This window comes from Streptomyces sp. NBC_01465 (assembly GCF_036227325.1).
Lineage (GTDB): Bacteria > Actinomycetota > Actinomycetes > Streptomycetales > Streptomycetaceae > Streptomyces.
On sequence record NZ_CP109467.1, the window covers coordinates 7,601,690 to 7,622,024 of the forward strand.

Annotated in this window: 23 protein-coding genes and 1 tRNA gene; 11 read left to right on the forward strand and 13 right to left on the reverse strand. The window is 70.2% G+C overall.

The window, feature by feature from the left end:
* Positions 1-14: 14 nt before the first annotated feature.
* Genes OG707_RS35415 through OG707_RS35425 form a run of 3 tightly spaced genes read right to left on the reverse strand, consistent with a single transcriptional unit; the run spans position 15 to position 2,236 of the window.
* Entirely contained in the window at positions 15-881 is an 867-nt protein-coding gene (locus OG707_RS35415) for an alpha/beta fold hydrolase (RefSeq protein ID WP_329125772.1), read from the reverse strand.
* Between the two features lie 48 nt (positions 882-929).
* A complete protein-coding gene (locus OG707_RS35420) occupies positions 930-1,868 on the reverse strand; it encodes a M56 family metallopeptidase (RefSeq protein ID WP_329125774.1) in 939 nt (312 codons plus the stop codon).
* Positions 1,865-2,236 carry a BlaI/MecI/CopY family transcriptional regulator gene (locus tag OG707_RS35425; protein WP_329125776.1) on the reverse strand — a complete coding sequence of 124 codons (372 nt, stop codon included), beginning with the start codon at positions 2,234-2,236 and terminating at the stop codon, positions 1,865-1,867. The genes OG707_RS35420 and OG707_RS35425 overlap by 4 nt, the downstream gene beginning before the upstream one ends.
* A gap of 115 nt (positions 2,237-2,351) precedes the next feature.
* On the opposite strand from OG707_RS35425, the gene OG707_RS35430 reads away from it, so the two are divergent.
* Genes OG707_RS35430 through OG707_RS35445 form a run of 4 tightly spaced genes read left to right on the forward strand, consistent with a single transcriptional unit; the run spans position 2,352 to position 5,564 of the window.
* Positions 2,352-2,972 carry a DedA family protein gene (locus OG707_RS35430; protein ID WP_329125778.1) on the forward strand — a complete coding sequence of 207 codons (621 nt, stop codon included), beginning with the start codon at positions 2,352-2,354 and terminating at the stop codon, positions 2,970-2,972.
* A 13-nt stretch (positions 2,973-2,985) separates the two neighbouring features.
* Entirely contained in the window at positions 2,986-3,573 is a 588-nt protein-coding gene (locus OG707_RS35435; protein ID WP_329125779.1) for a phosphatase PAP2 family protein, read from the forward strand.
* Positions 3,570-4,463 carry a phosphatase PAP2 family protein gene (locus OG707_RS35440; protein ID WP_329125781.1) on the forward strand — a complete coding sequence of 298 codons (894 nt, stop codon included), beginning with the start codon at positions 3,570-3,572 and terminating at the stop codon, positions 4,461-4,463. The genes OG707_RS35435 and OG707_RS35440 overlap by 4 nt, the downstream gene beginning before the upstream one ends.
* 24 nt (positions 4,464-4,487) lie before the next feature.
* Positions 4,488-5,564: a bile acid:sodium symporter family protein gene (locus OG707_RS35445; protein WP_329125782.1), complete on the forward strand. Its 1,077-nt coding sequence runs from the start codon at positions 4,488-4,490 to the stop codon at positions 5,562-5,564.
* On the opposite strand, the gene OG707_RS35450 is transcribed toward OG707_RS35445, so the two are convergent.
* Positions 5,551-6,264 carry a TetR/AcrR family transcriptional regulator gene (locus tag OG707_RS35450; RefSeq protein ID WP_329125784.1) on the reverse strand — a complete coding sequence of 238 codons (714 nt, stop codon included), beginning with the start codon at positions 6,262-6,264 and terminating at the stop codon, positions 5,551-5,553. The genes OG707_RS35445 and OG707_RS35450 overlap by 14 nt on opposite strands.
* Before the next feature lie 110 nt (positions 6,265-6,374).
* On the opposite strand from OG707_RS35450, the gene OG707_RS35455 reads away from it, so the two are divergent.
* The 3 genes from OG707_RS35455 to OG707_RS35465 all read left to right on the forward strand — a co-directional run bounded on the left by OG707_RS35455 (position 6,375) and on the right by OG707_RS35465 (position 10,775).
* The gene (locus OG707_RS35455) at positions 6,375-7,895 is read left to right on the forward strand and encodes an APC family permease (RefSeq protein WP_329125786.1); all 1,521 of its coding nucleotides are present in this window, start codon (positions 6,375-6,377) and stop codon (positions 7,893-7,895) included.
* 21 nt (positions 7,896-7,916) lie between these two features.
* Positions 7,917-9,602, forward strand: a complete 1,686-nt coding sequence (locus tag OG707_RS35460) for an amidohydrolase (RefSeq protein ID WP_329125788.1) — start codon at positions 7,917-7,919, stop codon at positions 9,600-9,602.
* Between the two features lie 78 nt (positions 9,603-9,680).
* Positions 9,681-10,775, forward strand: a complete 1,095-nt coding sequence (locus OG707_RS35465) for an FAD-dependent oxidoreductase (RefSeq protein WP_329125790.1) — start codon at positions 9,681-9,683, stop codon at positions 10,773-10,775.
* A 7-nt stretch (positions 10,776-10,782) separates the two neighbouring features.
* Here the strand turns inward: OG707_RS35465 and OG707_RS35470 are convergent, their stop codons facing one another.
* The 5 genes from OG707_RS35470 to OG707_RS35490 all read right to left on the reverse strand — a co-directional run bounded on the left by OG707_RS35470 (position 10,783) and on the right by OG707_RS35490 (position 15,656).
* Positions 10,783-12,234 (reverse strand): amino acid permease, encoded by a 1,452-nt coding sequence (locus tag OG707_RS35470; RefSeq protein ID WP_443071435.1) that lies wholly within the window; start codon positions 12,232-12,234, stop codon positions 10,783-10,785.
* Positions 12,235-12,280: 46 nt separating this feature from the next.
* Positions 12,281-14,350 (reverse strand): MDR family MFS transporter, encoded by a 2,070-nt coding sequence (locus tag OG707_RS35475; RefSeq protein ID WP_329125792.1) that lies wholly within the window; start codon positions 14,348-14,350, stop codon positions 12,281-12,283.
* A gap of 57 nt (positions 14,351-14,407) precedes the next feature.
* On the reverse strand, positions 14,408-14,602 hold the full coding sequence (locus OG707_RS35480; protein WP_329125794.1) for a DNA-binding protein: 195 nt from the start codon (positions 14,600-14,602) through the stop codon (positions 14,408-14,410).
* 65 nt (positions 14,603-14,667) lie between these two features.
* Positions 14,668-15,009 carry an SH3 domain-containing protein gene (locus OG707_RS35485; RefSeq protein WP_329125796.1) on the reverse strand — a complete coding sequence of 114 codons (342 nt, stop codon included), beginning with the start codon at positions 15,007-15,009 and terminating at the stop codon, positions 14,668-14,670.
* A 191-nt stretch (positions 15,010-15,200) separates the two neighbouring features.
* A complete protein-coding gene (locus OG707_RS35490) occupies positions 15,201-15,656 on the reverse strand; it encodes a GNAT family N-acetyltransferase (protein ID WP_329125797.1) in 456 nt (151 codons plus the stop codon).
* A gap of 43 nt (positions 15,657-15,699) precedes the next feature.
* Between OG707_RS35490 and OG707_RS35495 the strand changes: the two genes are divergently transcribed.
* Both OG707_RS35495 and OG707_RS35500 read left to right on the forward strand, forming a co-directional pair.
* Entirely contained in the window at positions 15,700-16,641 is a 942-nt protein-coding gene (locus OG707_RS35495) for an ornithine cyclodeaminase family protein (protein WP_329125799.1), read from the forward strand.
* Positions 16,642-16,784: 143 nt separating this feature from the next.
* On the forward strand, positions 16,785-17,534 hold the full coding sequence (locus OG707_RS35500; protein ID WP_329125801.1) for a polysaccharide deacetylase family protein: 750 nt from the start codon (positions 16,785-16,787) through the stop codon (positions 17,532-17,534).
* Between the two features lie 139 nt (positions 17,535-17,673).
* Here OG707_RS35500 and OG707_RS35505 read toward each other — a convergent pair.
* Positions 17,674-17,749 (reverse strand) — tRNA-Glu (locus tag OG707_RS35505).
* A gap of 100 nt (positions 17,750-17,849) precedes the next feature.
* Between OG707_RS35505 and OG707_RS35510 the strand changes: the two genes are divergently transcribed.
* Positions 17,850-18,059, forward strand: a complete 210-nt coding sequence (locus OG707_RS35510; RefSeq protein WP_329125803.1) for a hypothetical protein — start codon at positions 17,850-17,852, stop codon at positions 18,057-18,059.
* On the forward strand, positions 18,056-18,271 hold the full coding sequence (locus OG707_RS35515) for a hypothetical protein (RefSeq protein WP_329125805.1): 216 nt from the start codon (positions 18,056-18,058) through the stop codon (positions 18,269-18,271). The genes OG707_RS35510 and OG707_RS35515 overlap by 4 nt, the downstream gene beginning before the upstream one ends.
* 59 nt (positions 18,272-18,330) lie before the next feature.
* Here the strand turns inward: OG707_RS35515 and OG707_RS35520 are convergent, their stop codons facing one another.
* The 3 genes from OG707_RS35520 to OG707_RS35530 all read right to left on the reverse strand — a co-directional run bounded on the left by OG707_RS35520 (position 18,331) and on the right by OG707_RS35530 (position 20,311).
* Entirely contained in the window at positions 18,331-18,519 is a 189-nt protein-coding gene (locus OG707_RS35520) for an antitoxin (protein ID WP_329125807.1), read from the reverse strand.
* A gap of 98 nt (positions 18,520-18,617) precedes the next feature.
* Entirely contained in the window at positions 18,618-19,832 is a 1,215-nt protein-coding gene (locus tag OG707_RS35525; protein ID WP_329125809.1) for an acyl-CoA dehydrogenase family protein, read from the reverse strand.
* Between the two features lie 17 nt (positions 19,833-19,849).
* Positions 19,850-20,311, reverse strand: coding sequence for an SCP2 sterol-binding domain-containing protein (locus OG707_RS35530; protein WP_329125811.1), 462 nt, complete (start codon positions 20,309-20,311; stop codon positions 19,850-19,852).
* Between the last annotated feature and the right edge of the window lie 24 nt (positions 20,312-20,335).

Sequence of the window (20,335 nt, forward strand, 5' to 3'; positions counted from 1 at the left end):
CCCAGACGATACGGCTACGCCTTGCCGACGAAGTCCAGCAGGATCGTGAGCATGTCCTCGGGGTTCTCCTCGGCGATCCAGTGGGCGGTGCCGGGGACGATGTGTGCGGTGACGTCTTCCGCGACCTCGTTCATCATCTCGCCGAGGAGGGCGCCGGAGGTGGAGACGGCGCCGCCGAGGGCCAGCACGGGCACGATCAGTTTCCCGTTGTCCTTGAGGGCCTCGCGGTTGTCCTCCGCGTCCTGGTCGAAGGCGCGGTAGAGCTCGAAGCCGGCGCGCATCGCACCCGGGGCCGCGTACGCCTCCGTGTAGACGTCGAGGTCGGCCGAACTGATCGCGGACGGGTCGGAGTTGCGTACGTTGAAGAAGGTCTGGAGGTACTGCCGCTCACGCCCGGCGACCAGCATCTCCGCGACGTCGCGCGCACCGTGGAAGGCGAAGTGCCAGACGCGCGGGTCGCTGCGCAGCCGGTCGAAGACCTCCGTGCCGGGCAGCGGTGCGTCCATCACCACCAGGTGGGAGACCTCGTCGCGGTACGTCTGGGCGAAGGCGTACGCGACCATCAGGCCGATGTCGTGGCCGACGACGACGAGCGGGCCCTCGATCCGCAGATGGCGGCGGAGCAGGGTGTGGATGTCCCGTGCCACGGTCTTCTTGTCGTAGCCGGCGGCGGGCTTCCAGGAGTGCCCGGCGCCCCGGTAGTCGGGGGCGACCACCCGGAATCCGGCCTCCACGAGGGGCGTGATCACCTTGTGCCACTCCCACCAGGTCTGCGGGAAGCCGTGCAGGAGGACGACGGTGCGCTCGCCCTCACCTGCGGTGACGTAGTGCAGGCGCAGCCCGGGCTCGATGTCGGCCATTCCGTGCGTCAGCTCGGTCACGATCGCTCTCCTCGGTCGGGGGGTGATGTGGTCCGACCGTAACCGGCGTCAGCTGCCGGTCTCGCCCTGGGCCGTCTCGACGCTGCTGTGGAGATCGGTCGCGGCGTCGAGGGCGGCGCCCGCGGACATCACCAGACAGGCCAGGAGCACGCCCGCGAGAACGCGTGCGGTACGGCCGCGGCGCGGGGCGGCGGCGGGGCCTCGGCCGAGCAGGGCGGCGACGCGGCGGGGGACCGGGCCGGCTGCCGCGGCGAGTGCGGCGCCGGGGCGGGAGGGGGGTGCGTTGCGGGCGGCGAGGGCTGCCCGGCCGATCGCGCGGGCTGCGAGGGACCGGTCGCCGACGGCGGCCGCGGCCGACTCGTCCGCCCAGCGCTCCAGGGCGTATCCGATGGAGGGGCGCAGCGAACGCAGCGAGGGGTGGCAGAGGGCGGCGAGCTCGGCGGCGGCGAGGAACAGGTGGTGGCGGCCGGTGAGATGGGCCCGCTCATGGGCGAACAGGGCTTCGCGCTCGGCCGGTTCGAGGGCCTGGAGCATGCCGGTGGTGACGACGATCCGGCCGGGGCGGCCGGGGAGCGCGTAGGCGTCGGGGCGGCCGTCGCGCAGGACGGACAGATCGCCCGCCTTCGGCCGGCCCATGAGGGCTCTGGCCTCGCAGAGTTCGGCGACCCGGCGCCGGACGGCCCGTACGAGCACGGCGGTTGAGACGCAGAGCAGCGCCGCGGCGGCGCCCGCGGCGAGTCCGGTGAGCGGCGCGTCGCCGACGGCCGGGGGCCGGATCAGGTCGCCGAGGGCGGCGACCGGCGGGAGGAGCAGCGCTCCGGCGACGACCAGGAGTCCGAGAGCGGCCGTACTGCAGACGGCCAGGGTGAGGGTGGTGGCGGTGAGCAGCCAGGCGGCCGGTCGCGGCGTCAGCGCTTCGGCGATGCGCCGGGCCGCGGGGGCGGCGATCAGGGGCAGCAGGAGGGGCAGCCACACCGCGTAGATCATGACGAGTCGCCGTCCAGGAGCTCGCGGAGCAGGCGCTCGTCGTGGTCGCTGAGCTGGGAGACGAAGCGGGCGAGCACCGTGGAGCGGTCCTCCTCCTTCTCCAGCTCGGTGTGCATCCGTCGGGCGGTGAGTCCTGGCGAGTCCTCGGTGGGTGTGTACGCGAAGCCGCGACCGGCGCGGGTGCGGGCGACGGCGCCCTTCTCGTGCAGCCGGCTGAGGATCGTCGTCACGGTCGTCCGGGCGAGACCGCCGGGCAGGGTGTGCTGGACCTCGGCGGGGGTCATCGGGCCCTGGGCGGCCCAGAGCGCGGCGAGCACGCTGGCCTCGAGCTCGCCGGCGGGCCTTCGCTCGGAATGCGCGTCGGGCATGGGGAACTCTCCTCCCGAATCCTTCGTCTACAGTGTTGTAGACCGTCTACATCGCTGTAGTCATACGGGGTGCGGCAGCACGCACTCCCGCGACCATTATGGGAGGGCTGACCGCATGGCCGTAAACGTGCTCGACGCGGGCTCCCTGCTGTCCGCCTTCGGGGCGCTCGGTATCGCCGTGGTCCTGTTCGCCGAGACGGGGCTGCTCGTCGGTTTCTTCCTGCCGGGCGACTCGCTGCTCTTCACGGCGGGGCTGCTCTGCGTTCCGGGCGTGCACGGCTCCGTGCACCTCACCCTGTGGCAGGTGCTGATCGCCTCCGTCGCGGGCGCCCTTCTCGGCGCGCAGACCGGATTCTGGATCGGGCGGCGCGGGGGCCGGCCGCTGCTGGAGAAGAGCAGATCCAGAAAGATCCAGGAGGGCGCGGCCAGGGCCGAGGAGTTCCTCGGGAAGTACGGCCACGCCAAGGCCGTGGTCCTCGCCCGCTTCGTGCCCGTCGTCCGTACCGTGCTCAACCCCCTGGCCGGAGCGCTCAACGTCCCGACCCGCACGTTCACGCTCTGGCAGACGGTCGGCGGCGTGGTCTGGACGGTCGGCCTGGTCCTCGGGGGATACGCACTGGGCTCCTCCGTGCCGAACGTCGACCGCTATCTGCTCCCGGTCGTCGCGCTCGTCGTACTGATCTCCCTGACCCCGCTCGCCCTGGAACTCGTCCGCTCCCGTGCCCGTACCAACTGAGGAGAGAACCGCCGTGTCCACCTTCGACGGCGGGCTGTACACCCGGATCACTGATCTCGCACAGCACGCACCGCACTGGCTCGACAACGTCATCACCTACTGGTCCACCTACGGACTTGCCCTCTTCGCCGTCCTCATGCTCGTCGCCTGGTGGCGTGCGAGGAACGAGAGCGCCGAGCGCATGGCGACAGCGCTGGCCATCCCCGTGATCGTCGTCGTGGCCTACTTGGCCAACGACGTGATCAAGTCGCTCTTCCACGAACAGAGACCGTGCCGGACGCTCCACACCGTCACCCTCGACGCCTGCCCGGCGCTGGGCGACTGGTCGTTCCCGAGCAACCACTCGGCGATCGCGGCGGCAGCGGCCGTGGCCCTGGTCGTCGCCTGGCACCGCCTGGCGGTGATCGCGATCCCCGCCGCACTGCTGATGGCGGCGTCGCGGGTCTGGGTCGGAGTGCACTACCCGCACGATGTGGCAGTCGGCCTGCTGACCGGAGCCCTGGTGGCGTGGCCGCTGGCACTGCTGGCCCGACGCGCGGCCCCGGCGGTGGAGCGCCTCCGCGACACCCGCCTGAAGCCCTTGCTGGTGGCGACGGCATGAGCGCACCGGCCCCCGCCCGTACGTCGGCCACGGCCGCTGCTGTGGCCGTGGCACTCGGCTGTGCCGCGCTGCTGGCGCTGCTGACGGCGGTAGTCGTCGTACGGAACGGGACGCCGCTCCCCGGCGACCTGGCCGCACACAACTGGAGCCTCGCGCACCGTCCACCGGTCGGTCTGGCCGTGGCACGGGCGGTGACGGCGACGGGCACGGGCGTCCTGCCGTACGCCATGGTGCTTGTGGCGGGGCTGGTGGCAGCGGCCGGCCGAACTGCAGGTGCGCTCCCTGCCGGAGGGGCTGAGGGCGAGGCCATGGACGGCGCTCGCCGCACCGATGCGCGTGATGCGGCAACTGGGCTCCTCCCGACTGAGCGGGTGGCAGCAACCCGCGCTTCGGGTTCCGATGTTGATGCGCACGCACCGCGTCGTCCGGTCCGGAGGGTGTCTGGCCTGGCGCGCGGGGTCAGCGGGGCGCCGGTCCGCTCCGCCCTTGCCGCGCTTGCCTTTCTCCTGCTTGGGCAGGTCTTGCGGTACGGGCTCATGGAGGCCGTCGGGCGCGAGCGGCCGCCGCTCGCCGACTGGGCCACCCATGCGTCCGGTTACTCCTTCCCGTCCGGGCACGCCGCCACCTCCGCCCTGGTCGCCGGGATCCTCGGGTGGGCGCTGCTCCGGCGGGTCCGGCGTGCCGCCCTGCGCCGTGCTGTCTGCGTGGTCCTCGTCTGCTGGGCCCTTGCCGTCGGGCTCAGCCGTGTCTATCTCGGCGTGCACTGGGCCGGTGACGTGGTCGCGGGTTGGCTGTTCGCCGCGTCCTTCATCGCCGTCGCGATCGCCTGCACACCCCTCCTCCGTACCTCCATACGTCTCCCGGAAGTCGCTGCCCTCCGTAGCCGCTGATCCAGAGAGACGGGACGCCAGGCCATGCACGCCACCCTCGCCGGGCGGGCACTCGCCCTCGTCCAGCGCAGGCTCACCCTGACCATGCTCGTCGCCTACGCGGCAGCCGTTCTGGTCCCCGTTGTCGGGCTCGCCGCGCGCCACACTCGGCTCGGGTCGGTGCCCGCACCGGGCGGGCATCCCACGCCCGTCACTCTGCCCTCGCTGCTGCTCGCCTTCGTCCTGTTCACTGCGTCCGTGCAGATCTCCGCCCGCCAACTGCCCGCCCTGGCACGGCGACCGCTGCCGCTGCTCACGGGGACCGTCGCCAACACCGTCGTGCCGCTGGTGCTGCTGCCGGTGATGGCCGGTGTCCTCGGGCTGCTCCCCGACAGTGACGGCTGCAGCGGGCTGCTCACCGGGATGGCGCTGATCGGCGCGATGCCGGTGGCGGGCGGTGCGACCGTGTGGGGCGACCGGGCCGGCGGCAACCACAGCCTGGTCGTCGGGATCGTCCTCACCTCCACCCTGATCAGCCCTCTCACCATCCCGCTGACCCTGCACGCCGCCTCCGCCGTGACCAGCGGTCACTACTCCACCGATCTGACCCGGATGGCGCGCACCGGGGGAGGGGCCTTCGCCGTGGCGGGTGTCGTCGCGCCGTGTCTCGCGGGGCTGCTCGTACGGGCGGCCGCTCGCGGCCGGGGTCTCGAACGAGTCGTCCCCTGGCTGAAGTTGATCAGTCTGGCCGCAGCCGTGTTCCTCACGTACAGCAATGCCTCCGGCGCCCTCGGCGGATTCCTCCACGACCCGAGGCCCGCGCTCCTGATCGCCTCCGTCGCCACCGCCGCAGCGATGTGCGCGGCGTCCTTCGCTGTCGGCTGGGGCCTCGCCCGCATCCTGCGCGCCACCCACGCCGACACGGTCGCGATCACCTTCGCGTCGGGCATGAACAACAGCAGCGCGAGCGCGGTCCTGGCGGCGACTCGCCTCCCCGACTACCCGCAGGTGCTCCTGCCCGTCCTCGCGTACAGCCTGCTGCAGAAGCTTCTCGCCGGGCTCACCGACACCGCCCTCCTGCGCGCCCGCCGCACCAACTCGCCACCGGTCAAGCAGACTTGAAAGTCTCCAGTCGCGCACCCGCAGCCGACAGCAGCAGATCCAGTGCCGTCGGATAGGCGCTGGGGGTCATATCGGCCACCAAGTGGCGCGCGGTCGCCGCGATGTGCGGATGGCTCTCCGCCGGCAGCCGCGCGTACGTGGACTGCCACATCTCCTCGTCGGCCCTGCGCGCCTCGGGAGGCAGCGACCCGGCCGCCGCGTCCAGGGCCGCGAAGGCCAGCGCCTGGTCGACGAAGGCGTGATAGATCCGCACGGCCTCCGGGTCCGGGAACCCGGCGTCGCGCAGCACCCCCAGGATCGTCTCCACCGACTTGATCTCGTTCGTCCGCCCCGTGACCCGGCAGGAGCCGAGGACCGCCGCCTGCGGGTGGGTCAGTGCGCCCGCATGGATACGCAGCCCCAGTTCCCGCAGGTCCGCGCGCCAGTCGCCGGTGCGTCGCCACGCCCGCAGCGTACGGCCGATGAGTTCGTCCGCGATGGCCAGCAACAGATCGTCCGTGTCGCGGAAGTACCGGTACAGCGCACTCGGATCCGCCCCCAGCGCCGCACCGAGACGGCGCACCGTCAGCGCCGCCGCCCCGTGCTCCTTGAGCAGCCGCAGCGCCGTCTCGACGATCAGCTCCTCGGAGAGCACGACCCCCGTCTTGGTCGGCCGCCTGCGCCGCCGCGAGCCGGGCGCGGGCACCACTCGTTCGCTCATGACGGCACCTTATGTCAACGCCATTGACGTGTTAAGACCTCCGGCAGTTTCATATCCAGCCATCGGGCCGGTTACGGCCCCCGGTGAGAGTGAAGAGCGGAGAAAGCGCTGTGACACCCGACAACAAGACGCCCTACGGAACCGACCCGCCCCAGCAGTCCCTGAACCGGTCGATCGGCGTACTCGACACCGTCGCCATCGCCGCATCCAGCACGGCGGCGACCACCAGCATCGGCATCGGACTCGGCGCGACCGCCATGGTCGTCGGCCTCCATCTGCCCGCCATCATGCTGCTCTCCTTCCTCCCCATCCTCGGCATCGCCGGAGCCTTCGTCCGCCTCAACAAGGTCGAGCCCAACGCGGGCAACGGCTATGTCTGGGTGGGCCGTTCACTCAGTCCCTGGCTCGGCTTCCTCACCGGCTGGGTCAACATCGTCGGCACCGTCGTCTTCCTCGCGTACACCACCGCCGTCACCGGATCCGCCCTGCTGCAGCTCATCGGCAAGGCAGGCCTCCACCACGCACTCGGCCTGACCCTCGACCCCAACTCCACCGCCCAGACCACCGTCCTGGGCATGCTGGTCCTCGCCGCGGTCACCCTCACCGCCGTCTCCGGCATCCACACCGCCGCCCGCTTCCAGACCGGTCTGCTGATCTTCGAGTACGCCGTCCTCATCGGCTTCTGCGGCTACGGACTCATCGCCGGAAGCCACCCCTTCAGCCTCGACTGGTTCAACCCCTTCGCCATCCCCTCCCTCAGCGGCCTCGCCCAGGGCATGCTGCTCTCGGTCTTCGCGTACTGGGGCTTCGACGCCGCCTTCACCGTCACCGAAGAGGTCCGCGACCCGCGCCAGGCCTCCCGCGGCGGAATGATCACCCTCTTCACCATGCTCGGCCTCTTCCTCCTCGGCTCCACCGCCTTCCAACGCGTCCTCTCCCAGGACGAGTTGGCCGGACACGGCGCCGAGGCCCTCACCTACTTCGGCGACCGCCTCGCCTCCGAACCCCTCGCCACCCTCCCCCTCATCGCCCTGATGTTCTCGGCCGTCGCCTCGCTCCAGTCCGGCGTGATCCCCACCGTGCGCGGCATGTTCGCCATGAGCCGCGACCGCACACTCGGCCCCGTCTGGGGTCGCATCAGCCCCAAGTACCAGACCCCCGCGGCCGGCACCCTGCTCCTCGGCGCCTGCGCGGCCGCCGTCGCCTTCCTCGCGATGATCATCCCCACGCTCAGCGACATGATCCTGGCGGCGGTCAACGCGATCGGCGTCGTCGTCTCCCTCTCGTACGCACTCACCGCGCTCGCCGCGGCGGTCCGATTCCGCGGCCTGCTCCGCGAGGACTTCAAACAGGGCGTGCGCGCCGTGATCCTCCCGACCCTCAGCGCAGCCGTCCTGCTCGGCCTCGGCGGCTACCTCTGCCGCACCTACTACCTCTCCACCGACCACTTCGAGGCCAGCCCCGACAACGGCTGGTTCATGCTGCTCTGTCCCGGCCTGATGATCGGCACCGGAATCGTGGCCGCCGCCTGGGCCAAGTGGGTAAGGAAATCACCTTACTTCCGCACCGGCCACGGCACGGACGCGGACGAGCTCTTCGCACCCGACTCGACCGAACCCACCACCGTCTGACCGCCAACCGAACGGACCCCCATGCACCACCCGCACGCCGACCTCGTCCTCACCGGCGGCCCCGTCCTGACCCTCGACTCCGCCCTTCCCCAAGCTCTCGGCTTCGCTCGAGCAGGGGAGACCCCATTCCGCGCCACCACCGTCGCGGTCACCGGCGGACGCATCACCGCCGTGGGCCACGACGAGGTGCGCGAACTGATCGGCCCGCAGACCGAAGTCGTCGACCTGCACGGCCGGTTGCTGATCCCCGGCTTCCAGGACGCGCACATCCACCCCGTATCGGCGGGCCTCGAACTCACCCAGTGCGACCTCACAACGGCCAAGACGGCCGACGAAACCCTCGAAGCGGTACGCACCTACGCCCAGGCCCACCCCGACCGCCCCTGGATCACCGGCGGCGGCTGGTCCATGGAGGCCTTCGACGGCGGCACCCCCACCAAGGAGCTCCTCGACCGCATCGTCCCCGACCGCCCCGTCTACCTCCCCAACCGCGACCACCATGGCGCCTGGGTCAACTCCCGCGCCCTGGAACTCGCCGGAGTCACCCGCGACACCCCCGACCCCGCCGACGGCCGCTTCGAACGCGACGCCCACGGCGAGCCGACCGGCATGCTCCAGGAAGGCGCGATGGAAGTGGTCGGCCGCCACACCCCGGCCTCCACCCCCGCCGACCGCCTCCAAGCGCTGCTCCACGCCCAGCGCCTCCTCCACTCCTACGGCATCACCGCCTGGCAGGACGCCCTCGTCGGCTCCTCCCTCGGCATGGACGACCCGTCCGACGCCTACCTCACCGCCGCCCGCGACGGATCCCTCACCGCCCGCGTCAACGGCGCCCTGTGGTGGGACCGCGACCGCGGCGCCGAACAGATCCCGGAGCTCGTGGAGCGCCGCGCGGCCCTGCGCCACGGCCGGTTCCGCGCCGACTCCGTCAAGATCATGCTGGACGGAGTCGCCGAGACCGGCACCGCGGCCCTCCTCGCCCCCTACCTCGACCACTGCGGCTGCGCCACCGCCAACACCGGCACCAGTTTCATCGACCCGGCCCAACTCCCTTCCTACGTCACCGCATTGGATGCCGTCGGCTTCCAGGTCCACTTCCACGCCCTCGGCGACCGCGCCGTACGCGACGCCCTCGACGCCGTCGAAGCCGCCCGCAAGGCGAACGGCCCCAGCGACACCCGCCCGCACCTCGCCCACCTCCAGGTCGTCCACCCCGACGACATCCCCCGCTTCCGCGCCCTCGGCGCGACCGCCAACATGCAGCCCCTCTGGGCGGCCCACGAACCGCAGATGGACGAGCTCACCATCCCGTTCCTGGGTGCGGAACGCGCGGCACAGCAGTACCCCTTCGGCGCGCTCCTCCGCTCCGGCGCCACCCTCGCCGCAGGCAGCGACTGGCCCGTCAGCAGCGCCGACCCCCTGGACGGCATCCATGTCGCGGTCAACCGCATCGCCCCCGGCTCCACGGCACCCGCCTTCCTCCCGGAGCAACGCATCGACCTCACCGCCGCGTTCGCCGCGTACACGGCCGGATCGGCGTACGTGAACCACCTCGACGACACCGGCAGCATCCGCCCCGGCGCGCTCGCAGACCTGGTCGTCTTCGACCGTGACCCGTACGAAGGCGCCCCGGAGGCCATCGCCGAGACGAATGTCGCGCTCACCTATGTCGCGGGAGAGCGTGTGTACGCCGCTGCCGGTAGCTGACCGCGTCCCGAAGGCATACCTTCGTGGCATGACCCGCGAAACCCTCACCGGACCAGACCGCACCACCCGGAGCCGACGATGATCGCCGTCGTCGGCTCCGGCCTGATGGGTGCGGCCACCGCCTGGCAACTGGCGCGCGGCGGACACGAGGTGACCCTGATCGAGGCGTACAACCCCGGTCACCAGCACGGGAGTTCGCACGGCAGCTCCCGCATCTTCCGCCGCGTGTACGACGACCCCTTCTACATCGACCTCACGGGCAGCGCCGCCGACGCCTGGAAGGAACTCGAAGGCGACACCAGGACGGACCTCCTCCGTACGACGGGAGGCCTCGACCTCGGCGCCCAAAGAGACCCCGAACACCTCGCCGAACTCCTCGCCACGGCCGGCGTCCCGCACGAACTCCTCACCGCCGAAGCCGCGTCCGAGCGCTGGCCGGGCATCCGCTTCACGGGCCCCGCGCTGTACCACCCCGAGGCGGGCGTGATCGACGCCGACGCCACGGTCGCCGCCTGCGTACGGCGGGCGACGGAGCTGGGCGCCCGTGTCCTGCCCCGCGTACGCATCGAATCGGTCGAACCACTGGGAGCAGCAAGGGTGTTGCTCCGTACGGAACAGGGCGGCGCCATCGTCGCCGACTCCGTGGTCGTCGCCGCGGGCCCCTGGCTCCCCGAGCTCGGCCTGCCCAGGTCCCTGACCCTTCCCGAACTGCGCGTCACCCAGCAACAGGTCTTCCACTTCCGCCAACAGGACCCGGAAGCCGACTGGCCGACCCTGGTCTCCCAGGACGACCTCTCCCTCTACGGACTGCCCTCCGGCTCCGACGGCGGCCCGGCCCCCGCCTTCAAACTCGCCGAGCACAACAACGGCACCCCGACCACCGCCCGCACCCGCACCGGCACCCCGGACGCGGACTCCCGCCTCCGGGTCTCCGGTTTCGTACGCGACCGACTGCCCGGCCTGGACCCGGACCCGGTGGGCGAGGCGACCTGCCTCTACACCACGACCCCCGACGAGGACTTCGTCCTGGACCGCCGGGGACCGCTGGTGATCGTCTCCCCGTGCTCGGGCCACGGCGCCAAGTTCACCCCGCTCATCGGCGCCATGGCCGCCGCTCTCGCCACCGGCGAGAGCGAACCGCACCCCCGGTTCTCGCTCGCCCGCTTCGACTGAGGGCGCCTTACTCCAACGGGTCGACGGGCGGGGCCTGTTCGGCGCTTGCGATGCCGTTCACCCGGTCGCGCACCAGGAACCAGCCGAGAGTGAGGACGGCGGCGATCGGGACGGTGAGCAGCACCGTGTTGCGTCCCGGTCCGTCCCGGTCGAACCACATCATCACGATCACACCGGCCAGGAACGCGATGGTGGCCAGCTCGATCCAGGGCGAGGCCCAGAGCCGGAAGTCGGGACGCTCTGCCAGCCCCTGCTTGGAGCGCTGCACGAACACCAGATGGCAGACCATGATCATGGTCCAGCTGGAGATGACACCTAGGGCGGCGACATTGGTGACGATCGCGAACGCGTCGTCGGGCAACCAGGCATTGAGCGCGACGCCCAGCAGTGCCACGGACGAGGTCAGCAGGATGCCCGCGTACGGGACGTGGCTCCGGCTCATCCGCGCGGTGAAGCCGGGTGCCGAGCCCGCCATCGCCATCGAGCGCAGGATGCGGCCCGTGGTGTAGAGCCCGGAGTTGAGGCTCGACATGGCGGCGGTGAGCACCACCAGGTTCATCACGCCGCCGGCCGCGGGCACGCCGAGCTTGGACAGGACCGTGACGAAGGGGCTCTCGCCGGCGGAGTAGACGGTCCAGGGGAGCAGCAGGGTGAGGACGAGGACCGAGCCGATGTAGAAGATCGCGACCCGCCACATGATGGAGTTCACGGCCTTAGGCACGATGGTGTGCGGATCGGCGGTCTCGCCCGCGGTGACGCCGACCATCTCCACACCGGAGAAGGCGAAGATCACTGACTGTCCGACCAGGATGACGGGAAGCACGCCGAGCGGGAAGAAGCCGCCGTTGTCGGAGATCAGCGAGAAGCCGGGTGTGTGACCGTCGACGGGATGGCGTGTGACCAGCAGCCAGATCCCGATCAGCATGAAGACCACGATGGCCGCGACCTTCACGATGGCGAACCAGAACTCCATCTCGCCGAACAGTTTCACCGAGATCAGGTTGATCGTCAGCACGACCATCAGGGCGATCAGCGCAAGCAGCCACTGGGGGATGGAGGTGAACATCGACCAGTAGTGCACGTACAGCGCGATGGCGGTGATGTCGGCCATGCCGGTGGTGGCCCAGTTCAGGAAGTACATCCAGCCGGCGACGTACGCGCCCTTCTCGCCCAGGAACTCGCGCGCGTAACTCACGAAGGACCCCGACGACGGCCGGTGGACGACGAGTTCGCCCAGCGCCCTGACCACGAAGAAGGCGAAAACACCGCAGACCGCGTACGTGAACGCGAGGCCGGGCCCCGCCTTGGCGAGGTTGCCGCCCGTCCCGAGGAAGAGCCCGGTGCCGATCGCGCCGCCGATCGCGATCATGCTCACATGGCGGGGCTTGAGTCCCTTGTCGTATCCGGCGTCCCCCGCGTCCGTGACTTCGCGGGGGTCTTCGATCAGGTCCTTGCTCACAGGTGTGCGGTCTCGCCTTCGGGCCGGGTACGGGACGGGGTGAGGGTCAGGAACCGACGGCTGCGGGCTGCTTGTACTCCGGCAGGCCGTGCGCGAGGTCCTCGGCGAGGAGCCGCTTGGAGATGGTGTCCACGGCGGCCCTCAGCTCGGCGGAGCGCGGGCGCCCGGTGTCCTCCTCCAGCTGCTGGTTGAGCCAGTCCGACCAGGCGGTCGTGATCGTGGCGGCCTCGCGGCGGCCGGCCTGGGTGTGTTGGTAGAGACTGCCGCCGCGCGTCAGATAGCCCTCGTCGACCATCCGCTCGAAGACCGGCACCAGCACCTCGGGCGGCAGCCGGTGACGGCCGGCGATCAGCCCGATCGACGTGTGCCCGACCATGCGCGTGTAGAACTCGACCTGCATCACCGCCCAGGCTCCCGCCATGTCGAGACGGGTGTCGGACTCGGCGACGATCTGCCGTGCCGTCTCCGGCCCCTTGGCGAGAAGGATCTTGGCGACGGCCAGCTCCAGCAGGCGCGCGGAGTCCCCGGAGGAGGGGGAGGCGAAGCCCTCGCCCATGTCGGTGGAGCCGGCGCGTGCGGTGTCGCGCAGCTTGACCTGCTTGAGGAAGAGCGCGACGACGAACCCGACGACCGCGACGGGCACGGTCCACAGGAACACGGTCTGGATGGTGTCGGCGTACGCGTCGATGATCGGCTGGGCCGCCTTGGCGGGGAGCGTGTGCAGACCTTCGGGGCTGGTCGCCGCCTTGGCGATCTGCTCGGGCGGCAGTCCCGAGGCCTTGGCGGCCTCGGCGACACCTGAAGTGAGGTTCGGCTTGAGGGAGTTGGCGTAGATGGTGCCGAACACCGCGGTGCCGAAGGAGGAGCCGAGCGTACGGAAGAAGGTGACGCCGGAGGTGGCGGTGCCGAGGTCCGTGTAGTCGACGGTGTTCTGCACGGCGATCGTCAGCACCTGCATGCACAGACCGATGCCGAGACCGAGGACGAACATGTACAGCGACTCGAGCCAGGCGCTGGTTTCCGCACCCATGAGCGACATCAGGAAGAGCCCGATGCCCATGACCAGGGAGCCGACGATGGGGAAGATCCGGTACTTGCCGGTCTTGCTGACGACGTTGCCGCTGAAGATCGAGGCGATCAGCAGACCGACGACCATGGGGAGGGTGCGGACGCCGGAGATCGTGGCCGAGTCCCCGTCGACGTACTGCAGATAGGTCGGCAGGAACGTCATCGCGCCGAGCATGGCGAAGCCGACGACGAAGCTGAGGACCGAGCAGACGGTGAAGACCGGATTGCTGAAGAGGCGCATCGGCAGCATCGGCTCGGCCGCCCGTGTCTCCACGACACAGAAGAGTGCGAGCGCGATGATGCCGCCGACGAACAGCCCGATGATGGTGCCGGAGGTCCAGGCGTACTCGTTGCCGCCCCAGCTGGTGCCCAGGATCAGGGCGCTCGCACCGATCGCCACCAGGGCGATGCCCAGATAGTCGATGACCGGCTTGATCGCCGACTTGACCGCCGGGATGTTACGGGCGGCGGCGATGACCACGACGATGGCGATCGGGACGTTGACGTAGAACGCCCAGCGCCAGGTCAGATGGTCGGTGAACAGACCGCCGAGCAGCGGCCCGATGACCGTGGCCACACCGAAGACCGCGCCGATCGCACCCTGGTACTTGCCGCGCTCGCGCAGCGGGATCACGTCGGCGATGAGCGCCATCGAGGTGACCATCAGACCACCGGCGCCGATGCCCTGCATGGCGCGCCAGGCGATGAGCAGCGACATGTTCGTCGCCAGGCCGCAGAGGAAGGAGCCGGTGATGAAGACGATCGCGGAGACCTGGAAGACCAGCTTGCGTCCGAAGAGGTCACCGAACTTTCCGACCAGGACGGTGGCGACGGTCTCCGCGAGGAGGTACGACGTGACCACCCACGACATGTGCGCCGCACCGCCCAGGTCCGAGACGATCGTCGGCAGGGCGGTGCCGACGATCGTCTGGTCCAGTGCGGCCAGGAGCATGCCCAGCATGATGGTGCCGAAGACGATGTTCCGCTGCCGTGGGTCGAGGACGGGCGGTGCGGCGGGGGCCGTTGCGGTGTCGCTGGCTGTGGTCACACTGGCACCCTCACACCGGCGCTGGGGGGCCGCATGCGGGGTGGTCCGGACTGGTGATCATTCGTCAGCGAAGCTCAGCCCTTCGGCTGCAAGCGCTTCGCGCAGGATGCCGAGGGCCTTGGGGCCCATGCCGTGCAGCTTCTTCAGCTCCTTCTCGCTGACGCCTGCGAGCTGCGCGAGGCCGGTGTATCCGGCGTTTGCGAGGGCGCGCTCGGCGGGTGCGCCGATCTTGGGGAAGCCTTCTGTCGCCATGACTGCTCCTGGGGTGGGGTCGTCCGGTGGTCCTCCGGCCGGAGGACCACCGGACCAGTCAATCGCTAGCAGTCGAGGTAGGCGATGTAGATCCAGACGCCGGTGGTCCCGCCCCACAGATCGCCCATGATCCAGTCGCCGGTCCGGCCGCGGTAATTGAGGTTCTGGCCCCTGTTGACCTGGCCGAGGACCGGGTATTGCGAGCCGGGGCCGCCCCGGAAATTGACGCCGTTGTCATTGACCGTGCAGACCAGGGCAGGAGCCTGGACGGCGGGCGCGCGGTGCGCGGGTGCGGGGGCAGGGGCGGCGGTGGCGACCGTGGAAGCGGCCAGGGCGAGGACGCCGACGGTGGCGGCTACGGCGGCGGTCAGGGTGCGTGCGGTCCGGGACATGGTGGTTGATCGCATGGAATCTCCTCAACTGAACGTGCAGAACTGCCGGTTGACGGGTCGTCGCACCTGCGGGTCATCACCTTGGGTGCGACACCCATGACCAAGAGTGACCTAGCGTGTCCAGATCAGAAGGGGCCCGGAGGGACGGCAACCTGATCGAGTGAGGGAGCCGGAACAAACCCCGGACCGAAGCACGAATAGGGCTGTTACGTGCGCCGTAGCGCGATCGGGAAGACCAGCTCGGGCCGGTCCCACGCCACCGCGGGCGGACTGGCGGGCACGGTGCCGACCCTTTCCGCGCCCACACTGCGGTAGAAGCCCTCGGCGGGCGGGTGCGAGACCACCCGGACCCGGTCGAGACCGGCGGCGTACGCCTGGCTCACCATGTGCTCGACGAGCTGCCGGCCGATACCGAGCCCCTGCGCGGAGTCCGCGACGAACATCAGGTCGAGTTCGGCGGCTTCGAGCAGCAGGGCGTAGAAGCCGAGCACCTGCCCGTCCTCGCCGACGGCGACGTACACCTCGTGGATCTCGATGTAGTCGGACCCGATCCGGTAGCCGGCGACCATCGACGCGTACGGCTCCCGGTAGGCGCCCGAAGTGCGCACCAGCCGGGTCAGCCGCTTGGCGTCCCGGGCGGTCGCCCGCCGGATCTCTGTCATACGGGGAGTATCGCGTATGCGCCGAGCTGTGATCATGGGGCGCATGACGCGCATCCTGACCCGCAGCGACCTCCTGGCGGCGCTCGACCCCGAGTCCTGCGCCGCAGCCCTGCGGGACGGTTTCCGCAGGGCCGACTCCGTGGCCGTACCCGGTCAGCGGATCCGCACCGACCTCCCCTTCCCCGGTACGGCGACGGCGCTGATCCCCGGGCTCCTGCCGGGGATCGACGCGTACACGGTCAAGGTCAACGCCAAGTTCCCCGGCGCGAGTCCCGCCTTGCGCGGCGTGATCTGCCTGCACAGCGCCCGCGACGGCGAACTCCTCGGCCTCCTGGACTCGGCCACGATCACGGCCTGGCGGACCGGCCTCGCGGCGGCGCTGGGCACGCACCTCCTTGCCGTGCCCTCGGACGGTACGGTCGTCGGGGTCATCGGCGCGGGTGCCCAGGCGGAGCTGATGGTGCGGGGGCTGCGGAGCCTGCGTCCCTTCGCGGGCCTCGTCGTGTACGACACCGACCCGGACCGAGCCGCCACCTTCGCCTCCGCCCACGGCGGCCGCGCCCTCGCCTCCGCGCCCGAGGTCGCCGCAGCCGCCGACATCGTGCTGCTCGCCACCTGGTCACGGACCCCGCTCCTCGGCCTCGCGGACGCCCGGCCGGGACAGCACTTCACCACCCTCGGCGCCGACGAACCCGGCAAGCAGGAGCTGGCCGCGGACCTCCTCGCCTCGTCGCTCCTCGTGGTCGACAACCGCGAACTGGCTGCATCCATGGGCGCATTGGCCGCAGCAGGTCTCCCCGCCACCGCCGCGGACGCGACCCTCGGCGAGATCCTCCGCGCCGAGCACCCGGGCCGCACCGACGCGTCGTCGGCCACGGTCTACGCCCCCGTCGGCCTCCCCTGGCAGGACCTCGCGCTGTCCTGGCTCGCGTACCGGCAGGCGGAGGAGCAGGGGCTCGGCACGGAGATCGACCTGCTCGCGTAGAGGCGGAGGCCCTTGCCCGGAACATGACTGTACGCCCTGTGTATAGTCCATGTGAGTTAACGTCTGCGATCTTCGCCGGATCGCCGACCCACACCGCCCGACCTGGGGGAACCGCTGTGCCGCACCACCTGTCCACGTCCCGAATGAAAACTCTGGCCGGGGCGGCGACAGCCGTGTTCCTGGCGGCGGCACTCGCGGGCTGCAGCTCGCTCCACGGGGTCACCTCGCCGCGCAGCGAGCGCGAGAGCGCACCGAAGGACGCCAAGGTCGCGGCAGGAGAGGTCGACTGCCGCAAGGCCAAGTGCGTCGCGCTCACCTTCGACGGCGGCCCGAGCGCCCCCACCCCCAAGCTGCTCGACATCCTGAAGAAGGAGAAGCTCCACGCGACCTTCTTCCTGCAGGGCAAGGGCCACATCGACACGTACCCGGAGACGGTCCGCCGCATGGCGGCCGACGGGAACGAGATAGCCAACCACACCTGGTCGCACGCGGTCCTGACGGACATCAAGCCGGCGCAGGTACGCGAAGAGCTCGCCAAGGTCCAGGACCCCATCGAGAAGCTCACCGGAAAGAAGCCCACGCTGATGCGCCCGCCGCAGGGCCGCACCAACGACGACGTCTCGAAGATCATGCGCGAGATGGGCCTCGCGCAGATCCTGTGGAGCGTCACCGCCAAGGACTACGAGACGACCGACACCGCGCTCATCACCAAGCGGGTCCTCGACAAGACCGAGCGCGACGGCATCATCCTGCTGCACGACCGCTACAAGGGCACGATCCCCGCTGTCCCGGGGATCATCGCGGAGCTGCGCAAGCGCGGCTACACGATCGTCACGGTCTCCCAGCTGATAGCCCCGTCGAAGCCGGAGCCGGGCAAGGTCTACCGTCCCTGACCGATCGCTGCGTTCGTGGGGAGGTAACGGTAACTCCCCTCTGAACCAGGGGAGTTGACCGCACGCGTGAGGTGTCCAGAGATCAGAGTCGGCTGCGGAGACATAGATGCTGGGCCGCTGCACCACAGACCGGCCGGAGCCGGTCCGCCGGGATTCGAACCCGGGTCCTCTTTTTGAAAGAAAGAAGTATCCGCCGCCTGCGCACCTGGACGCCGTCACCGTAGCCCGGCCGTGGCCCGGGAGGCATCTGGATTTTCTCGCCCGTATGCGGCCGTGTGGCGTGCGGGAGCCGTCGGAAAGTCGCAGTCTGGAGTTATGAGCGCGCCGATAACCGTCCACCCGCCCAGCCCGTCCGGCGGCCGCAGGGTCACCGCCCAGGGGCAGATCCTCGGACTTGCACACTCCGACCGCGACGTCACCGAGTTCCTGAGACGGGCCGGGATCGAGGACGCCGAGCTCGTCCTGGACGACCGGGCATGGGTGGAGTGGCGGGGTGGTCGGGCGCACCGGTACGAGGCGGCATGACGCACGGCACCCCGCCCGCCGAGGGTCCCTACACCGTCGCGACGGTGGACACCGACGACCCGAACAGACTCCAGATGTTCGAGACGTACGGCATCAGGGCGGGTGCGGAGTTCCAGGTCATCAGGGCGATGCCCATCACGATCCTCACCGCGACCCATCTGCAGGTCATGCTGACCCATGACGACTGGGACACCCTGACCTTCGAGTCATGATCTCCGCATGACGAAGCCCCCCGCCGCGCGAGCGGCGGGGGTGTTGCCGTGGGGCTGGGTCAGGCCTGCGGGGGGTCCTGGGACTTGCTGCCGAGCTGGTCCTTGACCTTGTCCTGTACGGAGTCGACCTGGCTGCTGTACTTCCCCTGCGTCTTGTCGTCGACGAAGTCGCCCGCCTTGTCGACTGCCTGCCCGGCCTGGTCCTCGTGACCCTTGAGCATCTGCTTGAGCTTGTCCATGACTGACATGGGGCACCTTCCTCTCCGTGCACCCCCCACATCCAGAGTCGCAGTGTGCGGTGCGGGCCGCATCCGGGGGCGTGCGGCGCTGGCGGAGGGGGCCGGCCTCAGCGGATGTGGCGGCCCGAGATTGCTCGTGCGATGACCAGGCGCTGGATCTCGCTCGTGCCCTCAAATATCGTGTAGATCTTCGCGTCGCGGTACATCCGCTCCACCGGGTGCTCCCGGCTGTAGCCCGCACCGCCCAGGATCTGGATCGCCTTCTCCGTTGCGGAGACGGCCAGTTCGCCCGCCCGGAGCTTCGACATCGAGCCCTGGGCCGCGTCGAAGGTCTTGTCGTTCCGCGCCATCCAGGCCGCCTGCCAGATCAGCAGCCGCACCGACTCGATCTCGGTCCGCATGTCCGCCAGCGCGAAGGCGATCGACTGGTTCTCGATGATGGGGCGACCGAAGGCCTCGCGGTCGCCCGCGTAGTCGAGGGCGTATTCGTACGCGGCCCTCGCGATCCCCAGCGCCTGCGCGCCGACCGTCGGGCGGCTGACCTCGAACGTGGCCATCGCGGCCTGGCCCTTCGCGCGGCCGCCCTCGCGGGCCCTGGCCAGACGGCGGTCCAGCCTCTCCTTGCCTCCCAGCAGACAGTGGCCGGGGACCCGGACGTCGTCCAGGAAGACGTCCGCCGTGTACGAGGCGCGCAGGCCCAGCTTCTTGATCTTGCGGTTGCCTGCCAGGCCCGGCGTTTCCGGCGGGACGATGAAGGCCGCCTGGCCGCGTGCGCCGAGTTCGGGGTCGACCGAGGCGACGACCACGTGGACGTTGGCTATGCCGCCGTTGGTGATCCACGCCTTCTGGCCGTTGATCACCCACTCGTCCTTCGCCTCGTCGTAGCGTGCGCGCGTGCGCAGCGACGAGACGTCCGAGCCCGCCTGGGGCTCCGAGACGCAGAACGCCGCGAGCTTCGGGTCGGTCTCGTCGCCGAAGCACTGGGGGACCCACTCCGCCAGCTGGTCCGGCGTACCCGAGGAGAAGATGCCGGCGACCGCGAGGGACGTACCGAACAGGGCCATGCCGATGCCCGCGTCGCCCCAGAAGAGCTCCTCGTTGGCGATCTGCAGGGAGAGTCCGCTGGGGTCGCCGTACATGTCGGCGAGGGACTCGAATCCGTACAGGCCGATCTTGGCCGCCTCCTGGATGACGGGCCAGGGGGTCTCCTCGCGTTCGTCCCACTCGGACGCCGCCGGGCGGACCACGTCGGCCGCGAAGCCGTGGATCCACTCCTTCAAGTCCCGCTGTTCCTCGGTGAGTTCGAGGGAGAAGCCGCTCATGTCCGGTCTCCCTCCCCTCAGGCCTTGGGGATGTCGAAGTAGCGGGTGAGGCCCGAGGCCAGGCCCACGTCACCCGCGATCTTGAGCTTGCGCATCATGAACATCGTCACGGGGTTGCCGTTGCCGGAGACCAGCTTGAGGAAGTCCGCGTCGGCCATCATCAGGGTCACGCGCGGCTCGGCGTTGGAGCGGCCCTCGGTGACCGTGCAGGTGCCGTTCGCAATCGCCGTCTCGTAGACCGCTTCGGTCTCGCCCGCGACCTTCCAGCGGATCATGGCGTTCAGCGATCCCGTGGCCTCGGGGCGGAACTGACGCTCCATCCGCCCGAAGACCTCCGCCAGGACGCGCGTCCGCAGCTCGCCGTGGGCGATCTCCTTGATCTGGGACGCCGAGAGCCCCTTGACGATCTTCGCGAACTCCTGCGGGGACACCGAGGAGAAGTCCAGGGCGGCCAGGTCGTCGATGGAATGGTCTGCCACAGCTGCTTCCTTACTCTTGAGTAA

Bases quoted from the DNA above. Each gene is read 5' to 3' on its own strand.
- OG707_RS35520 (WP_329125807.1), bottom strand. From the start codon at position 18,519: ATGTCAGTCATGGACAAGCTCAAGCAGATGCTCAAGGGTCACGAGGAC.
- OG707_RS35445 (WP_329125782.1), top strand. From the start codon at position 4,488: ATGCACGCCACCCTCGCCGGGCGGGCACTCGCCCTCGTCCAGCGCAGG.
- OG707_RS35480 (WP_329125794.1), bottom strand. From the start codon at position 14,602: ATGGCGACAGAAGGCTTCCCCAAGATCGGCGCACCCGCCGAGCGCGCC.
- OG707_RS35460 (WP_329125788.1), top strand. From the start codon at position 7,917: ATGCACCACCCGCACGCCGACCTCGTCCTCACCGGCGGCCCCGTCCTG.
- OG707_RS35510 (WP_329125803.1), top strand. From the start codon at position 17,850: ATGAGCGCGCCGATAACCGTCCACCCGCCCAGCCCGTCCGGCGGCCGC.
- OG707_RS35420 (WP_329125774.1), bottom strand. From the start codon at position 1,868: ATGATCTACGCGGTGTGGCTGCCCCTCCTGCTGCCCCTGATCGCCGCC.
- OG707_RS35440 (WP_329125781.1), top strand. From the start codon at position 3,570: ATGAGCGCACCGGCCCCCGCCCGTACGTCGGCCACGGCCGCTGCTGTG.
- OG707_RS35430 (WP_329125778.1), top strand. From the start codon at position 2,352: ATGGCCGTAAACGTGCTCGACGCGGGCTCCCTGCTGTCCGCCTTCGGG.
- OG707_RS35515 (WP_329125805.1), top strand. From the start codon at position 18,056: ATGACGCACGGCACCCCGCCCGCCGAGGGTCCCTACACCGTCGCGACG.
- OG707_RS35490 (WP_329125797.1), bottom strand. From the start codon at position 15,656: ATGACAGAGATCCGGCGGGCGACCGCCCGGGACGCCAAGCGGCTGACC.
- OG707_RS35485 (WP_329125796.1), bottom strand. From the start codon at position 15,009: ATGCGATCAACCACCATGTCCCGGACCGCACGCACCCTGACCGCCGCC.
- OG707_RS35525 (WP_329125809.1), bottom strand. From the start codon at position 19,832: ATGAGCGGCTTCTCCCTCGAACTCACCGAGGAACAGCGGGACTTGAAG.
- OG707_RS35425 (WP_329125776.1), bottom strand. From the start codon at position 2,236: ATGCCCGACGCGCATTCCGAGCGAAGGCCCGCCGGCGAGCTCGAGGCC.
- OG707_RS35495 (WP_329125799.1), top strand. From the start codon at position 15,700: ATGACGCGCATCCTGACCCGCAGCGACCTCCTGGCGGCGCTCGACCCC.
- OG707_RS35500 (WP_329125801.1), top strand. From the start codon at position 16,785: ATGAAAACTCTGGCCGGGGCGGCGACAGCCGTGTTCCTGGCGGCGGCA.
- OG707_RS35450 (WP_329125784.1), bottom strand. From the start codon at position 6,264: ATGAGCGAACGAGTGGTGCCCGCGCCCGGCTCGCGGCGGCGCAGGCGG.
- OG707_RS35465 (WP_329125790.1), top strand. From the start codon at position 9,681: ATGATCGCCGTCGTCGGCTCCGGCCTGATGGGTGCGGCCACCGCCTGG.